This is a genomic window from Flavobacterium sp. GSB-24, from assembly GCF_027924665.1.
In the GTDB taxonomy this organism is placed as follows: Bacteria; Bacteroidota; Bacteroidia; order Flavobacteriales; family Flavobacteriaceae; genus Flavobacterium.
Genome location: NZ_AP027043.1, coordinates 324152 through 340001 on the forward strand (window position 1 = coordinate 324152; position 15850 = coordinate 340001).

Genomic DNA, 15850 nt, shown 5'->3' on the forward strand with positions numbered 1-15850 from the left:
ATTAAATATTTTTAGAAGAAATTTGAATAAAATGACTTTTTATAAATCTTCTGACTAATTTAAAAAATTGAAAAAATAATAGATTAGAAATATAAAGTATTGATAACTTACTCCATTCGACCGAAGTTATTTTACGATACTTCTTTAATGATATTTCTGTCTGAAGCAATAGGTTAGCGCGTTGCTTTCTTTTAAATAGTTTTAATTTGTTGGTTACTAAATCTATATAAAACTGAATTTCTGCATTATTTTTTATAATCAAATTATTAGTCATTCCTGTCAAACTCTCATCAGATACTGTTATAGAAATTACACTTTCATTAATTGAATAAATCGGAAAATCTTCTGCAAATTCTATCCACGCATAATCATCACTATGCCATGCAAGAGGGTAATTTTTAAATTTGTATTTTAAATAAACGTCTTTTTTAAAAATGTATTCTGACAGAGAACTTCTTGATAAACCTAAATATTTACGATAATAAGATTCAGATGCTTTTTCTAGTCTTGGATTTGTAAAGATTTTAGAAACTCTATTTTGAGTATTATCAAATGTTTGCGTTGCAAATCTTACGATATTGCTTTTTGATTTTTCAATTTCTTTTAAGTTATCAAAAAAAGACTCTACCACATTCTCTTGCAATATATCATCATCCCCCAAAATCATAATCCAAGTTTCATCATTAGTTAGTTCAATACAACGTTCCCATTGTTTTGTTAAGTCTTCCCTTCCTAAATTATTATCAAAACGGACATATTTAATATCAAGATGATTTTGATATTTTTCAAGTATTTTTTCGGGACTTTGTGGACTCGAATCATTACCAATATAAGCTTTAAATCTCTTATCAGTTTGATTTGCTAGAGATTCTAAAGTCGCTTCAAAAAAAGAAATTTTATAGTAGGGAACAATAATAGCTAGCATAGCATCGCTCTTAATTTTAAACTATCCTTATATTTTAAAAAAAACTTCTCAATCATATGCCAAGAAATATATCCGCAAAATATTGATATAATAACAGAAGTAATTATTAACCACAATGTATTCATCCTGAAGTAATAAATTAATGTTTGTTGAATAGGAAATCCGTAAATATAAATTCCATATGACGGATCTCCAATTTTTCCAAAAGAACTAATTATTAGTAAAGGTTCTAAAGCTATTATTAAAATTAAGATGGGCAAAACAATATGCTTTACTTGATTATAAAATTGAAAATATATAGAGAGAATAAGGATTAAGCATGCAATTAAAAACAAATATTTTTTATTCTTGAAATGTTCTATTTTTAGGGATGCTAATAAGCTACCACAAACAAAAAAAGTTCCTAGATTTAATAAATGTGAACCTTGAAGATCAAATAAGCTATAACTCTTTATTTTATCACTTAAAAAAACATAAATTATAAACATTAGGCCAAAACATATAAATATTAAAATTTGTACAAGTTTTGTGTTCTTCCTAAACCAAAATAATCCTGAAATAAAAATATACATTGTTACTTCGTAAGCGATAGTCCATAAAGAACCATTTATTGCAGAAGGATAAGGATTATGTTCAAAAATACCTTTTATACCATATTGCAAATTGAAAATTGAAATATTTCTAAGAAAATATGTATAAATATCCCTATTATAAAAGTATAGTGATGGACCATCATAAACAAAGTACCCTAAAAAAGTAGTTAGAAAAAGAATCGCAACTAAAGCTGGAAATAAGCGTAAAATTCTTTTAAAGTAAAATTCTATCAAATTTTCGCTATGAACTAAACTTTGAAAAATTAAATATCCACTTATAATAAAAAAACCATTTAACCCAATATTCGATAATTCAATTTGTTTATTTGTAATTTCAAAAATCCACTGAGAACTCACATCATTTCCTGATAATGGATAGCAATGTGCAATGACAACTAATAATGCAAACAAAGATCTTAAAAAATCAAAATTATTGACTCTCATCTTTTGAGCAAATTATTCAAAATTGTTCTTGCTATTTTTTTTGGTGATTTATAATCTGATCTAATAATTTTTAAAAATCTAAAAAAAGAATGATTCGACACAAAGCTATTTGAATAATTATTATGAATTGATTCTTCTAGATATGAAAGTATTTTAAAATGACGTTTAAGTATAATTTTCTTGGTCTCTTCATTATTTAAATAAGATAATAAACAAGTAAATAATTTTAAATTATTTTTAGTAATTGCTATTTCTGATGTGCTTGAAAAAACACCAACTCCATGTCTATAAACAGCCATTTTTTCTTGTAAAAACTTTAGTTTTCCATGTTCTGCAAGCATTAGATATAAAAAATAATCACCAATAGGAGACAATTCAAATTCAAATGGAAATTTTCTTATTATATTTCTAAACACAACCGAAGGAGTGTGAATATAATTACCTAAGCTAGCTAATGTTTCAATAGTTTCATAATCTTCAGGAACTTTAGTGATAAAATCATCGACAATATCACCATTTAAATTAAGAAGATCTACCTGATGAAAACAAAGAACATATTCAGGATTAGCGTCTAAAAAACTTACTTGTTTTTGTAATTTTAATGGATCTGTCCAATAATCGTCACCTTCGCACATTGCTATATAAGAACCACTACATTGTTTTAAAGCAAAAATAAAATTGCTCATCATTCCTAAGTTATGTTCGTGTCTAAAATATTTTATCCAAGAACCATTCGGATGATTTTTAATTATATCTTCAATCACATGGTGTGTTCCATCAGGAGAACAATCATTTGCTAAAACAAATTCTACTGCAAAATCACACTTCTGCATTAAAATACTTTCTACTGCCTTACGAATATAGTTTTCTTGTCCGTAAGTAATCATAACTACACTTACAAGTGGCGGCATCTTCATTTTAATAACGGTAAAAATTGCAGCATATTTTTTCTTCTTTTCTTAATATACTTTATTGGAGTTCCAACATAAATACACCAAGAATCTAAATTTTTTGCAACTAATGAAATTGCTCCGACAGCAACACCTTCTCCAATAGTAACTCCTGGTAAAACAACACACCCAGAGCCAATTATACTATAACTTTCAAAAATCACTGGGCGATTATCTACATTTTTAAACTCATCTTCAATAGTTGGACCTGTTAAATAGTCCCCTGAATAATCATCACTACTAGAATATACCGAAGTTTTAGAACTTATACCTACAAAATCATTGATCTTAATTAATTCATTTCCTATTAAAGAAACATAACATGCTATATGGACGTGGTTACCTATTTCGATACCCTTTTCTCCTGCAGATATAATGCAAAAATCATCAATTCTTACATTTTCTCCTATTGATATATTTTGAGGTCTATAAATCGATGCTTTATCTGATATTAAAACATTTTTTCCTAAATTTTTGAATCCTATTTTTTCTAAATCTTCTCTACTTAAAAAAGCCATCTTAATATATTTTTAATCTTGCTATTCCATCCAAAATAATTTTACCCAATTGATTAAAACAAGTTGTTTTGATAAAAATATGATTCTTATTGTTAATTTCAATAACTTCTAATCTAGCTGTGATTTCATCATTGTAATAAACTGGAGAAAAATATTTAACATCATGACTTAAATAAACACTGCCTGGTCCAGGTAATTCATTAGCAAACATAGTTGTTACCATTGTGAGAATAAGAGGTCCATGCACAATTGGTTTTTTAAAAATTGTTTTTGACGCATATATATCATCAAAATGAACTGGATTGTAATCTCCTGTTAATCTTGCATAGTCCACTACTGACTGCATATCAAATACTTTCTTTTTCTCAACAATCTGACCAATTGTTATTTTCATTTTATTTTAAAATATTTCTATTTATTAGATTTGTTATTATTTCTAAAGTAGTTATTTCTAATCCAAAAAATAACGGTAAACATAAAACTCGATTTGCTATACTCTCTGAAATTGGCATTGGAGTGCCTTTTAAATACTCAATAGTATTTAATGAGGGATAAAAATATCGTCTTGGGAAAATTTGGTTTTCATTTAATCTCTTTTCTACCCTTAACAACACCTCTTCGCTTTTAAAAATAACAGGATAATAACTATAGTTCCATTGCGTATTTTGCCTTATTTTCAAAATTTGAATCTGGGATAAATCTAAATTTGAATTATAAAAATCAACAACTTTTTTTCTTTCAGAAATTATGTTTTCAATATAAGGTAAAATAGACAGTCCCATAGCGGCTTGCAATTCTGACATTTTTCCATTTATACCTAATCCATAAAATGACAAAGGACCATTATGCCCAAAATTATGACTGTTAAACAACTTGTCATATAAATTAATATCATTTGTAAACATTGCACCTCCTTCACCTGTATGAAATAATTTTGTTGCATGAAAACTGCAAGTACTTACATCACCATACTCAAATAACGATTTTCCTAAATAAGATACTCCAAAAGCGTGCGCTGCATCATAAATAACTTTAAGGTTATATTTTTTTGCTATATTTTCTATAATTTGAACATTACAAGGATTACCAAAAACATGAGTAGCTAGAATAGCTGTTGTTTTACTTGTTATAGCTTCTTCTATTTTAGTTTCATCAATACTTAAATATTCAGGATGAATATCAACAAAAACAGGAGTGCAATTTTCCCACACAATAGCGGCAGATGTAGCAACATAACTAAATGGTGTAGTAATTATTTCACCATAGTTTCCTAATAACTTTAACGCTATTTGCAATGGTACAGTACCGTTATTAGCTGCGATAATATTAGAAATATTTAAATATTCCTTTAGTTTTTGCTCTAGCTCTAATACAAGTTCTCCGCGGTTTGTAAGCCATTGTTTTTCCCAAGCTCGTTTTAATTGCTTGTTATATTCTTCTAAAGGCGGTAAAAAAGTTTTTGTTACGTTGATCATTATATGATTCTTTGTGAGTCAATAATTCCATCTTTTTTTACAAAAACAAGTTCAACAAGCCATAATACTTTTATAGAAAATGGTCGATTGAGATCTGTTAACTCAAATAATCTATAACCATTTTCATCCATAAAATTTATTAATTTGAGAAAACTGTTATCAAACTTTTTATTAACAACACCAGCTTCTACCATAAATATTTCAGTTTTTCCAAAATAATTGCTCGCTCCTTTTAAAACTTCAATATCTAATCCCTCTGCATCTATTTTTATAATGTCTGGAACAGGAATCTCTCTTTGTGAAAGTAATTCATTTAATGTTAATACTGGAATTTCAATTTGTTTAAATCCAGATTCAATCGCTTCTTCTTTAGTGTATCTAAAAGAACAACTATCATCCCTATCCACAATTGTAAAAAGAAAAGACCCATTTTTCTCACCAGCTCCAACAGGATAAAACTGTACTTTAGGATTATCATCTAAAATATCTTGAAATGACTTTTTTAACCATTCTTGGGGTTCAAGCAAAGTATAATATGAATTTGGAAAATGCATTAGTGCTTCTCTAGTCCATGTACCATGATTTGCACCGACATCAACAATATGTTTGGGTTGAAAATTAAATGCTTTTAAAGTATTATAAAAATTGAATAATAAATAATCTTTTTCATTTGTATTATTCAAATCAATAGTATTTGAAGGATTTATTTTAGATAGATTATAGCCCAATTTTTTTAAAATTAATTTTGCTGACTTTTTAATTTTGTTTTCCATGTTAATTAATTGACTTCAATTGACCAATCAAATTTTGGTTTAATAAACCCCGGCTCTCTTCCCATCCAAGAACCTAAAGGTCTTTCGCCTTCTTGAATAATAAATGAAATAATATCTTTTTCAACAAATATTGTCGCTTTTGAATCTTCAATTACGTATAAAGAAAGATAATATGTCCCTATGTTTAAAAAGCCTTCCGGCAGGCTGCATTTAATTTTATTTAATCCTTTATTTAATTTCAAATCTCCATTTACATGTGAAAATGTAAATAGAGCCTCTCCAAAATCGTTATTTAAAACAAAAGTTAAATGTAATTTTCTTGAATCATCTTTTAAAGTAAATAATGTATTGATATCAATTTTTTGATACTCATCCAATGGATCTTCGGATAATTTTCCTACAGCATTTAAACTGATTTCATGAATCGTAAATTCTTTTTTATCATATTCAGATGAAAAAACTTTCTTATTCATTGATTCTGATCCATGACTTAAATAATAACTAACAGCATTTTCTACGCTTCCAGTCATTGCAACTTTACCATTAATTAAAACCATACCCTTAGTGCACAAACTTCTTACTGCTGCCATATTATGACTCACAAACAAAACAGTTCTTCCTTCTCCTCTGGAAATATCTTGCATTTTGCCAATAGCTTTTTTCTGAAATTCAGCATCACCAACTGCCAAAACCTCATCAACAACCAATACTTCAGGTTCTAAAAAAGCTGCAACAGCAAATGCTAAACGAACTGTCATCCCAGAGCTATATCTTTTTACTGGCGTATCTATATAACGCTCACATCCTGAGAACTCGATAATTTCATCAAGTTTTGAAGTAATTTCTTTTTTGGTCATTCCTAAAATGGCACCGTTAAGAAATATATTCTCTCGTCCTGTCATTTCTCCATTAAATCCTGTCCCAACTTCTAATAAAGAAGCAATACGTCCTCTAGATTTGATACTTCCTGTTGTTGGCGCTGTAACCTTTGACAGAATTTTTAAAAGTGTAGACTTTCCAGCCCCATTCTTTCCAATAATCCCTAAAACTTCTCCTCGTTCAACTTCAAAATTAATGTCTTGCAAAGCCCAAACATAATCTGAAGTTCCTTTTGTACTACGATCATTTGTGTCTCCTACTTTTAAATACGGATCTTCTTTTCCTCGAATTTTATGCCACCATCGGTTAAAATCATGACTCAGAGTACCTGTTCCTACCTGTCCTAAACGATATTGTTTAGAAATATTTTCGGCTTTTAATATTATATCTTTCATTATACGGTATCTATAAAGCTTTTTTCTGTTCTATTAAAAACCAACAATCCAGAAAAAAAAACAACTACTGTAACTGCCATTGTATATACTAACCCTAAAATTGATACGTTACCAATATTTAAAAGCATATATCGAGAAGTTTCTATCACATACGCTAAAGGATTGTATTCAACAATCCAACCAAATTTTGGAAGTTTTTCTTTTATCAATTCCATTGGATACATTACGGCAGATACATACATTAAAAGCTGTACTCCAAAACCAACTAAATTATTTAAATCTCTATATTTTGTAACCATCGAAGAAATCATCATCCCCAAACCTAACCCTAAAATTCCCATAAATGAAATTAAAATTGGGAAAAATAATATAGATATATTTAACTGTAAATGGGCTCCTTGAAAATAAAAGAAAATGTAAAAGAAAATAAATATTCCAAATTGAATTCCAAACTTAATTAAATTTGAAATTACTATAGATAAAGGAGTTATAATTCTTGGAAAATAAACTTTCCCAAATATTCCCGCATTAGACTTAAAAGTATCTGATGTTCCTGTCAAGCAAGCTGTAAAATAATTCCAAACCATAATACCTGCAAGATTAAACAAAAACGGAGGAATACTTCCCGTCTTAATACCTGCAACATTATTAAATATTATAGTAAATGTAATGGAGGTGAACAAAGGCTGAATTAAGTACCAAAGCGGTCCCAAAACTGTTTGTTTATATACTGTAATTATATCTCTTTTTACAAAAAGCAATAGAAGGTCACGGTATTGCCAGATTTCTTTAAAATTAAGAGAGAAAAATTTATTTTTTGGTGTTATTTCAAACAACCATTCATTTTCAATATTAGACTTATCCATTAGATAGAACTATTAGAAGAAATCTTACTTACCTCTAAAATTAACAAGATTTTTAACATTTTAGCAATTATTTAAAAATACCAAAAGGTGTTTAAAAAACACCTTTTGCTCTATTTTAATTTATATTATTAATGATAATTATTTATCTAAAACCTCAAAAGTAGAATTCATACTCTTAAACTCTGGAACAATTTTTTTCATTTTAGATACTATGTCGTCATTTTCATAAAAATCTGCAATTCCAATAAGTTCATCAACATCATTATGTAAATTTTCATACTCATCTTGTATTTCCTGAGCAATCATGATTTTATTATGATATGTTGGAAGAGTCTTAGAAGTATCATTTAATAATTCTTCGTATAACTTTTCACCAGGTCTTAAACCTACAATTTTTATTTTTATTTCTTTATCTGGTATAAAACCAGCCAATTTTATCATTTTCTTAGCCAAATCAATTATACGGACAGGTTTACCCATATCAAATATATAAATTTCGCCACCGTTCCCCATCGCTCCCGCTTCCAATACAAGTTGACAAGCTTCAGGAATTGTTATGAAATAGCGAATAATATCTTGATGAGTAATAGTAACTGGTCCACCTTCGGCAATTTGCTTTGTAAATAAAGGAACGACAGAACCATTTGACCCTAAAACATTTCCAAAACGAGTTGTTATAAATTTTGTACCACCCTCAACGTTTTCTTTTTGGTTTTTTAAGAATAAAGACTGCACATATTTTTCAGCAATACGTTTACTTGCCCCCATTACATTACTTGGGTTAACAGCTTTATCGGTAGAAACCATAACAAATTTTTTAACATTGTACTTACATGATAAGTCTGCTAAATTTTTAGTTCCTTTAATATTGGTTTGAATAGCCTGAGAAGGATTTTCTTCCATTAAAGGCACATGTTTATATGCCGCCGCGTGGAAAACAACATGTGGGTTATAACTTTTAAATACTTTTTCTAAGGCTTTTTTGCTTCTAACATCAGCAATTACTGCTACAATCTTTGCACTCAAATTCATAGCTTGAGTCTCTAAACACAAATTATGTAACGGTGTTTCTGCATGATCCAGAATAATGACATTCTTTGGATTAAAGTTTAGAACCTGTCTTACAATTTCACTTCCGATCGAACCAGCCGCTCCAGTAATCAAAATTGTTTTATCTTTTAATTGTTTAGAAATTGATTTACTATCTAGAACAATCGGTTTTCGTTCTAATAAATCTTCAATCTGAATATTCTTAACTTTTTGAGAAATTTCCTTTTGATTTTCCCAATCCGAAATTAATGGAACAGTGTAAACTCTGTAATTAAATTCTAAACATTGATCAACTATAATTAATTGCTCCTCCTTGCTCAAACTTTTATCTGCGATGATTACACCTTCCGCAGCAACAGATCTCATTAATGCAGGAAGTTTTTTCCTTAAAATTAGAATAGGAAGATCCAGCATACGTTTAGATGCATTCTGATTGTTCTTATCTACGAATCCCACGATTTTAAATCGAGAGGGAGTTTCAAATTTTAATGCATTTGCTACTGATATTGCATTGGCATCTGTACCATAAATTACAGTTCTAACAAGTTTAGTTGTAGCTTTTTCAGAGAAATACATTTCAAATGTCTGTTTAACTACAACACGATATAAAAACAGTCCACAAAAAGACAAAACTAAATTAATAAAAAGAGCAGTATTTAAAAAAGCTTTATGTCCCGTATACAATTCAAAGACTAAATTTATAAATAAGAAGAAAACTAGAACTGACATTTGAGAAAAAAGCAGTTTTATTGCATCAATATAAGAGGAATGCCTAATAATTCCCGAATAGGTTCTAAAAAGCCAGAAGAAAAATATATTTACTAGGATTAAACTTGCGACAAAATAAAAATCATGTGAAGTAATAATATAACCTATGGCAGTACCTTCAAATAGTAAATAAGTAAATGAAAATGAAAAAAACAAAACCATTACATCAATAGCAATGATAATCCACCTAGGTAGATAGCTCAGATTATTGATGTTTGCCCTAAGATTTCTTGGCGAAAAAGTTTTATACAACAAAGAAGTTATATTATTTGGTTTATCTGTATTCAATTGAGCTTTATTTAAATCTTGTAATATTTGTACATATACAAAAATACAAATTAAAGGTTTTAAATAATTATTTATAGATGTAAATTAAATTTTAACACCTTTTTTCTTTTGTTTTAAAAAATCTATGAGATACTTACCATAACCTGATTTAACCAATGGTAAAGCTAACCCTTCAAGCTGTTCATCATTAATAAAGCCTTGCCTCCAAGCGATTTCTTCAATACATCCAACCTTTAGGCCTTGCCTTTCTTCTAAAACCTGAACAAATTGACCTGCCTGCATTAAACTATTAAAAGTTCCTGTATCAAGCCATGCTGTTCCTCTGCTTAATATTCCCACTTTTAACTGACCTTTTTCAAGATAAACTTTATTTACATCTGTAATCTCATATTCACCTCGCGCACTTGGCTTAATATTTTTAGCGATTTCTACAACAGAGTTATCATAGAAATATAATCCTGGTACAGCATAATTAGATTTAGGTTCTAAAGGTTTTTCTTCAATAGAAATAGCATTTTTATTCTCGTCAAATTCTACCACCCCATATCTTTCAGGGTCGGAAACGTGGTAAGCGAAAACAACTCCGCCATCTGGATTAGCATTATCCTTTAATAATTGCTGCATATTAGTTCCAAAGAAAATATTGTCTCCTAAAACTAGAGCTACTTTATCTTTACCGATAAATTCTTCACCAATTACAAAAGCTTGTGCAAGTCCGTTTGGATTTGGCTGTTCGGCATAACTAAATTTACACCCAATTGTGCTTCCATCTCCCAAAAGTTTTTTAAAATGTGGCAAATCATGAGGAGTAGAAATAATTAAAATCTCATTTATTCCTGCCATCATTAAAGTTGACAACGGATAGTAGATCATAGGTTTATCATAAACCGGCATTAATTGTTTACTTACTGCTAATGTTAATGGGTGCAATCTTGTGCCAGAACCTCCAGCTAATATTATTCCTTTCATAAACTTAATTTTAGATTGTAGATTGTAGATTTTTAGATGTTTAATTTTTCAAACCTCTAGAATTCTAATCTAAGATTTTAAACAAACATTTTTTTTAAGCTTTCCTTATAATTTGGAATATTTAAATTATAAATTGCTTTTATTTTTTCTTTATTTAACAATGAAAAGCTTGGCCTTTTTGCTGGAGTTGGATAAGATGAGGATGGAATCCCTCCTACTTTGCAATTATAACTTCCAAGTTCTTTTATACTTAGTGCAAATTCGTACCAGCTAATTTCACCTTCGTTTGAATAATTATAAATTCCAGGAATCCATTTTGGTGATTCAATAATGTTAATCATTGCTTGAGCTAAATCGGCAGCATATGTTGGTGAGCCAATCTGATCATTTACAACTTTAATTTCTTCTCTCTCTTGCATTAATCGCTGCATCGTTTTTACAAAATTGTTTCCAAATTTGCTGTAAACCCAAGATGTTCTAATAATAATTGAATCTGGATTTTCTTTTAAACAAGCGATTTCACCAGCCAATTTACTTTCTCCATAAATATTTATAGGATTAGTTTCAGCTTCTTCATTTAAAGCGATGGACGAAGTACCGTCAAAAACATAATCTGTAGAAACATGAATTAATTTGACGTTATTTTCTTTAGCATATTTTGCCATTAACTCTACTGCCAAATGATTTACTTTAAAGGCTAAATCTTTTTCTGATTCAGCTCTATCAACAGCAGTATAAGCTCCAGAATTAAGAATAACATTTGGCTTAATTTCCTCTAATTGATTTTGAAGTAAATCTAAATCATCTAAAGTTATATTGGTTCTATCAGCGAATACCCATTCGTAGTTTGAATGTTTTTTAGCAATTACGTTTAATTCCGATCCTAATTGCCCATTTGCTCCTGTTACAAGAATTCTTTCCATGAAAACAGGCTATTACAGTTATCAATAAAAGGTAGAATTTGATCTTTCTCTGAAACAATAGCCTCATCTAAGTTCATTCCCCAATCAATATTAAGTGATGGATCATCATATTTTATTCCTCCTTCAGAAGCTTTATTATAAAACTGATCACATTTATACATCACTGATGCAGTCTCACTTATAACTGAGAAACCATGTGCAAAACCTTGTGGTACCAAAAGTTGTTTTTTATTATCTGCAGATAATAGAATACTAAAAGATTTTCCATAAGTAGGGGAATCCTTTCTCAAATCTACTGCGACATCAATAATTTCACCTTCTAAAACACGAACCAATTTAGTTTGTGCAAATGGCGGATTTTGATAATGTAGTCCTCTTAAGGTTCCTTTTTTTGAAAAGGATTGATTATCTTGAACAAATTCTATATTAATACCTAAATCTTCAAATTTAGTTTTACTGTAAGATTCAAAAAAATAGCCTCTCTCATCTCCAAACACAGTTGGTTCTACAATTACTAAGTCTTTAATAAATGTTTTCTCGATTTTCATTTTAAATATTCAAATTATTTAAAAAAGTTAAATATAACTTTCTTAATTCTAGTTTTATCTTCATTTGTTAAATTTGATCCAGATGGCAGACATAATCCCTTTTCAAATAATGTTTCGGCCACATTACTTCCATAATAAGGATATTTTTCAAAAATAGGTTGTAAATGCATTGGTTTCCATAATGGACGACATTCTATATTTGATTCATCAAAAGCAAGTCTTAAAATTTCCCTGTCTTCTTTTGTTTCTAACAAAATTGTATTTAACCAGTAATTGGAAAAAAAATCGTCATTAAAATTATCAAAAAGTGCTGCTTTTTTAATTTCTTTAAAAATTTCTCTGTAAAAAAAATGGTTTTCTCTTCTTGATTTAATATTATCCTCTAATACTTTTATTTGTCCAAGACCTATACCAGCACAAATATTACTCATTCTATAATTATAGCCTATTTCGCTATGCTGATAGTGTGTAACTGGATCTTTTGATTGTGTTGCAAAAAAAATTGCTTTTTCTTTTATTTCTTTAGAGTTAGAAATAATCACACCTCCACTTGATGTTGTAATAATCTTATTGCCATTAAATGATAGAATTCCTAAAGAACCAAAAGTGCCACATTTTTTTTGTTTGTAGCTACTACCTAAAGCTTCAGCACTATCTTCAATGATTGGAATACCATAACGATCTGCAACACTATGAATTTCATCAACTTTATAAGGCATCCCATATAAATGAACAGCAATTATAGCTTTTGGCTTCTTACCTTTTTGTATTCGATCTTTTATAGCATCCTCTAGATTCTGTGGACAAATATTCCAGGTTTCAGGTTCACTATCAACAAATACTGGAATTGCATTCTGATACAGAATTGGATTTGCAGAAGCAGAAAACGTCATACTCTGACAGATTACTTCATCTCCACTCTCAACTCCTAATAATACTAATGCCAAATGTATGGCAGATGTTCCAGAATTTAATGCAGCTACATATGATCCATTGTCAAAATAATCCTGAAGTTTATTTTCAAATTGATCAACATATGGTCCTCCAGAAGTAATCCAATTTGACATTAAGGCATTTTGAATATATTCTTGCTCAAAACCACTCCCCTCAGACAACGACAAATAAATTCTTTTATTACTCATTTTAAATTGGCCAATAATCTGACGGGTAACGCACATCATCCTCACTTACATTTGCCAGTGGCAATGTAGAAAATGACATTAATTTTGAATTTTCTTGTAAAGACTCGACAGCATTTACATAACCTGCAGGAATATGAACTATTTTACTATCCGATTCCGAAACATGAACGGTCTCAATAAATAAATCTTTAGAAGGACTATCCCAATTATCAATTTTGATAAAATGAATTTTAAAGGATCCTGAAAGACAATAAAAATTTTTCGCATCTAATTTATGTCCTTGCCAAGCACGGATTGGATTCTCCTTCGAGTTACTTATAATATAAAACCTTTCGATTTCCGAAAAACTGAAATCATTCACAAAAGAAATACTACCTCTCTGATCTTCAAACTTTCCTCCCTGAATTACTTTTGGTTTCATGCTTTTAATCTCAAATTACTTTTATTTAACAAATAAAACTTAAACGAATAAATAATAAGTAAAGGCAGAATTACTATTATAAAAATAATTAAATCATTATTTTTTTGATAAAGGCTTACAACTAATAATGAGATTGCAGCTTGAATTAATCCATATAACAGCGCTACCAATCTGTGCTGTATTTTATATTCATTGCTTAGAATTTGATAAAAGTGTAAACGATGTGCTTCAAATATATTTTGTTTCAAATACAAACGATGCATAATAGTACAAATAGCATCAACTCCATATACTGCTAGAAATAAGAGCCAAATCAATGAATTTGTTGCGAGAATTAGTTTTAAAACGAGATAAATTACCCAAAATGCTATGGCAATACTCCCAACATCTCCTGCAAAACATTTTGCTTTTTTTCTATAATTAAAAAACAAAAAGACCAAACTTGCAATCATTGCATATTTTATAAAACTTCCGTCTGAAAATAGCTGAATATTTGAATTTACATACAGCAGAGATCCCATCACAGTTAAAGTATAGATACCAGTAATACCATTAATTCCGTCCATGAAATTATAAGCATTTATTAAACCGATAGTTAAAATGTATACAATAAATGTCCCCCAAATTGGAAAAAAATCAAACAAACCTAAATCAATAAAAATCAAAGTGATAGAAAGAAAATGAATTGAAATTCTAATCTTATTTGGTAAACTTTGAATATCATCCCAAAAACTAACTAAACTCACAAGTGTTATTCCTGTAAAGAAGAAATAATTTGTTTGAATATGCTGAACAAAATAGATTAGCGCTGAAAACCAAAAAATAATCCCTCCTCCTCTTAAAGTTATTTCTGTATGAGAACTTCTTTGATTAGGTTTATCTATTATATTAAAACGATCTGCCACTTTAAAATAAAGCAGCATTATGATCATTAAAATAATTCCTAAAATTGTATATTCCATTTTATGAAATTATTCCCAATTAATATCTTTAATTTCATCGTAAACTTTCTGAATTCCTTCTTCTAAACTTGTTTTTGCTTTCCAGCCAAAACCATTTAATTTAGAGACATCCATTAATTTACGAGGCGTACCATCTGGTTTAGAAGTATCTGTTAAAATTTCACCTTCAAAACCAACTACTTTTTTAACCAAAATAGCTAGATCTAAAATTGAGATATCTTCTCCTACTCCGATATTTACTAATCCTTGTTCATTGTAATTTTCCATTAAATACAAACAAGCTTCGGCGAGATCATCTGCATGCAGAAATTCTCTTTTTGGACTTCCAGTTCCCCAAATTGTTACGGAAGTATCATTATTGCGTTTTGCAGTAATAAATTTTCTTAACATTGCCGGAAGAACATGAGAATTCTTTAAATCGTAATTATCATTAGGTCCATACAGATTTGTTGGCATAACAGAAATAAAATTACATCCAAATTGATCCCTGTATGCATCACACATTTTTATTCCTGCAATTTTTGCAATAGCATAAGGTTCGTTTGTAGGCTCTAGTTCTCCTGTAAGCATGTATTCTTCCTTTAATGGCTGAGGAGCCATTTTAGGATAAATACATGAAGAACCTAAAAACATCAACTTCTTTACATTGTTTAAGTAAGATTGATGAATTATATTATTTTGTATCATCAGATTTTCGTAAATGAAATCTCCTTTGTAAGTATTATTTGCTATAATTCCTCCAACTTTAGCAGCGGCTAAAAAAACATAATCAGGTTTTTCTTCAGCAAAGAAATCTGCAACATCTTGCTGCTTTCTTAAATCTAACTCTGAAGAAGTCTTCAAAACAAAATTGGTATATCCTTTTGTTTTCAGTTGACGCAAAATAGCCGAGCCCACCATTCCACGGTGTCCAGCTATATATATTTTATCTTTTAAATTCATAATTACAATTGTAAATCAA

17 protein-coding genes are annotated in these 15850 nt (G+C 29.2%); all 17 read right to left on the reverse strand.

Features of this window, described 5'->3' with window-relative positions; genetic code table 11:
- Nucleotide 1 precedes the first annotated feature (1 nt).
- On the reverse strand, nt 2-925 hold the full coding sequence (locus QMG60_RS01565) for a glycosyltransferase (protein WP_281866676.1): 924 nt from the start codon (nt 923-925) through the stop codon (nt 2-4).
- On the reverse strand, nt 919-1962 hold the full coding sequence (locus QMG60_RS01570) for an acyltransferase (protein WP_134142252.1): 1044 nt from the start codon (nt 1960-1962) through the stop codon (nt 919-921). The genes QMG60_RS01565 and QMG60_RS01570 overlap by 7 nt, the downstream gene beginning before the upstream one ends.
- Nucleotides 1959-2873, reverse strand: coding sequence for a glycosyltransferase (locus QMG60_RS01575; protein ID WP_281866677.1), 915 nt, complete (start codon nt 2871-2873; stop codon nt 1959-1961). The genes QMG60_RS01570 and QMG60_RS01575 overlap by 4 nt, the downstream gene beginning before the upstream one ends.
- Nucleotides 2874-2875: 2 nt before the next feature.
- Entirely contained in the window at nt 2876-3430 is a 555-nt protein-coding gene (locus tag QMG60_RS01580) for an acyltransferase (protein ID WP_134142249.1), read from the reverse strand.
- A gap of 1 nt (nt 3431) precedes the next feature.
- A complete protein-coding gene (locus QMG60_RS01585) occupies nt 3432-3824 on the reverse strand; it encodes a MaoC family dehydratase (protein ID WP_281866678.1) in 393 nt (130 codons plus the stop codon).
- Between the two features lies 1 nt (nt 3825).
- Entirely contained in the window at nt 3826-4905 is a 1080-nt protein-coding gene (locus tag QMG60_RS01590) for a DegT/DnrJ/EryC1/StrS family aminotransferase (RefSeq protein WP_281866679.1), read from the reverse strand.
- Nucleotides 4905-5678, reverse strand: coding sequence for an FkbM family methyltransferase (locus QMG60_RS01595; RefSeq protein WP_281866680.1), 774 nt, complete (start codon nt 5676-5678; stop codon nt 4905-4907). The genes QMG60_RS01590 and QMG60_RS01595 overlap by 1 nt, the downstream gene beginning before the upstream one ends.
- A gap of 5 nt (nt 5679-5683) precedes the next feature.
- Nucleotides 5684-6952, reverse strand: coding sequence for an ABC transporter ATP-binding protein (locus tag QMG60_RS01600; protein ID WP_281866681.1), 1269 nt, complete (start codon nt 6950-6952; stop codon nt 5684-5686).
- Complete coding sequence (locus QMG60_RS01605) at nt 6952-7818, reverse strand: ABC transporter permease (RefSeq protein WP_134142241.1); 867 nt, start codon at nt 7816-7818, stop codon at nt 6952-6954. The genes QMG60_RS01600 and QMG60_RS01605 overlap by 1 nt, the downstream gene beginning before the upstream one ends.
- Before the next feature lie 138 nt (nt 7819-7956).
- Nucleotides 7957-9924, reverse strand: coding sequence for a nucleoside-diphosphate sugar epimerase/dehydratase (locus tag QMG60_RS01610; protein WP_281866682.1), 1968 nt, complete (start codon nt 9922-9924; stop codon nt 7957-7959).
- Between the two features lie 84 nt (nt 9925-10008).
- Entirely contained in the window at nt 10009-10893 is an 885-nt protein-coding gene (gene rfbA / locus QMG60_RS01615; RefSeq protein ID WP_281866683.1) for a glucose-1-phosphate thymidylyltransferase RfbA, read from the reverse strand.
- Between the two features lie 77 nt (nt 10894-10970).
- Nucleotides 10971-11816, reverse strand: a complete 846-nt coding sequence (gene rfbD, locus QMG60_RS01620; protein WP_134142237.1) for a dTDP-4-dehydrorhamnose reductase — start codon at nt 11814-11816, stop codon at nt 10971-10973.
- Nucleotides 11798-12364, reverse strand: coding sequence for a dTDP-4-dehydrorhamnose 3,5-epimerase (gene rfbC, locus QMG60_RS01625; RefSeq protein WP_281866684.1), 567 nt, complete (start codon nt 12362-12364; stop codon nt 11798-11800). Before rfbC ends, rfbD begins: the two co-directional genes overlap by 19 nt.
- Nucleotides 12365-12378: 14 nt before the next feature.
- Nucleotides 12379-13506 (reverse strand): aminotransferase class I/II-fold pyridoxal phosphate-dependent enzyme, encoded by a 1128-nt coding sequence (locus QMG60_RS01630; RefSeq protein WP_281866685.1) that lies wholly within the window; start codon nt 13504-13506, stop codon nt 12379-12381.
- A gap of 1 nt (nt 13507) precedes the next feature.
- Nucleotides 13508-13927 carry a WxcM-like domain-containing protein gene (locus QMG60_RS01635; RefSeq protein WP_134142233.1) on the reverse strand — a complete coding sequence of 140 codons (420 nt, stop codon included), beginning with the start codon at nt 13925-13927 and terminating at the stop codon, nt 13508-13510.
- Complete coding sequence (locus QMG60_RS01640) at nt 13924-14889, reverse strand: glycosyltransferase family 4 protein (RefSeq protein ID WP_281866686.1); 966 nt, start codon at nt 14887-14889, stop codon at nt 13924-13926. The genes QMG60_RS01635 and QMG60_RS01640 overlap by 4 nt, the downstream gene beginning before the upstream one ends.
- A gap of 9 nt (nt 14890-14898) precedes the next feature.
- Nucleotides 14899-15831 (reverse strand): GDP-L-fucose synthase, encoded by a 933-nt coding sequence (locus QMG60_RS01645; RefSeq protein ID WP_134142230.1) that lies wholly within the window; start codon nt 15829-15831, stop codon nt 14899-14901.
- Between the last annotated feature and the right edge of the window lie 19 nt (nt 15832-15850).

What these genes read in the sequence shown, in the direction of transcription:
- QMG60_RS01635 (WP_134142233.1), bottom strand. Translation starts at nt 13,927, where the DNA reads ATGAAACCAAAAGTAATTCAGGGAGGAAAGTTTGAAGATCAGAGAGGT.
- rfbC (WP_281866684.1), bottom strand. Translation starts at nt 12,364, where the DNA reads ATGAAAATCGAGAAAACATTTATTAAAGACTTAGTAATTGTAGAACCA.
- QMG60_RS01630 (WP_281866685.1), bottom strand. Translation starts at nt 13,506, where the DNA reads ATGAGTAATAAAAGAATTTATTTGTCGTTGTCTGAGGGGAGTGGTTTT.
- QMG60_RS01645 (WP_134142230.1), bottom strand. Translation starts at nt 15,831, where the DNA reads ATGAATTTAAAAGATAAAATATATATAGCTGGACACCGTGGAATGGTG.
- QMG60_RS01600 (WP_281866681.1), bottom strand. Translation starts at nt 6,952, where the DNA reads ATGAAAGATATAATATTAAAAGCCGAAAATATTTCTAAACAATATCGT.
- QMG60_RS01565 (WP_281866676.1), bottom strand. Translation starts at nt 925, where the DNA reads ATGCTAGCTATTATTGTTCCCTACTATAAAATTTCTTTTTTTGAAGCG.
- QMG60_RS01595 (WP_281866680.1), bottom strand. Translation starts at nt 5,678, where the DNA reads ATGGAAAACAAAATTAAAAAGTCAGCAAAATTAATTTTAAAAAAATTG.
- QMG60_RS01590 (WP_281866679.1), bottom strand. Translation starts at nt 4,905, where the DNA reads ATGATCAACGTAACAAAAACTTTTTTACCGCCTTTAGAAGAATATAAC.
- rfbD (WP_134142237.1), bottom strand. Translation starts at nt 11,816, where the DNA reads ATGGAAAGAATTCTTGTAACAGGAGCAAATGGGCAATTAGGATCGGAA.
- QMG60_RS01580 (WP_134142249.1), bottom strand. Translation starts at nt 3,430, where the DNA reads ATGGCTTTTTTAAGTAGAGAAGATTTAGAAAAAATAGGATTCAAAAAT.
- QMG60_RS01585 (WP_281866678.1), bottom strand. Translation starts at nt 3,824, where the DNA reads ATGAAAATAACAATTGGTCAGATTGTTGAGAAAAAGAAAGTATTTGAT.
- QMG60_RS01570 (WP_134142252.1), bottom strand. Translation starts at nt 1,962, where the DNA reads ATGAGAGTCAATAATTTTGATTTTTTAAGATCTTTGTTTGCATTATTA.
- QMG60_RS01605 (WP_134142241.1), bottom strand. Translation starts at nt 7,818, where the DNA reads ATGGATAAGTCTAATATTGAAAATGAATGGTTGTTTGAAATAACACCA.
- QMG60_RS01640 (WP_281866686.1), bottom strand. Translation starts at nt 14,889, where the DNA reads ATGGAATATACAATTTTAGGAATTATTTTAATGATCATAATGCTGCTT.
- rfbA (WP_281866683.1), bottom strand. Translation starts at nt 10,893, where the DNA reads ATGAAAGGAATAATATTAGCTGGAGGTTCTGGCACAAGATTGCACCCA.
- QMG60_RS01575 (WP_281866677.1), bottom strand. Translation starts at nt 2,873, where the DNA reads ATGCCGCCACTTGTAAGTGTAGTTATGATTACTTACGGACAAGAAAAC.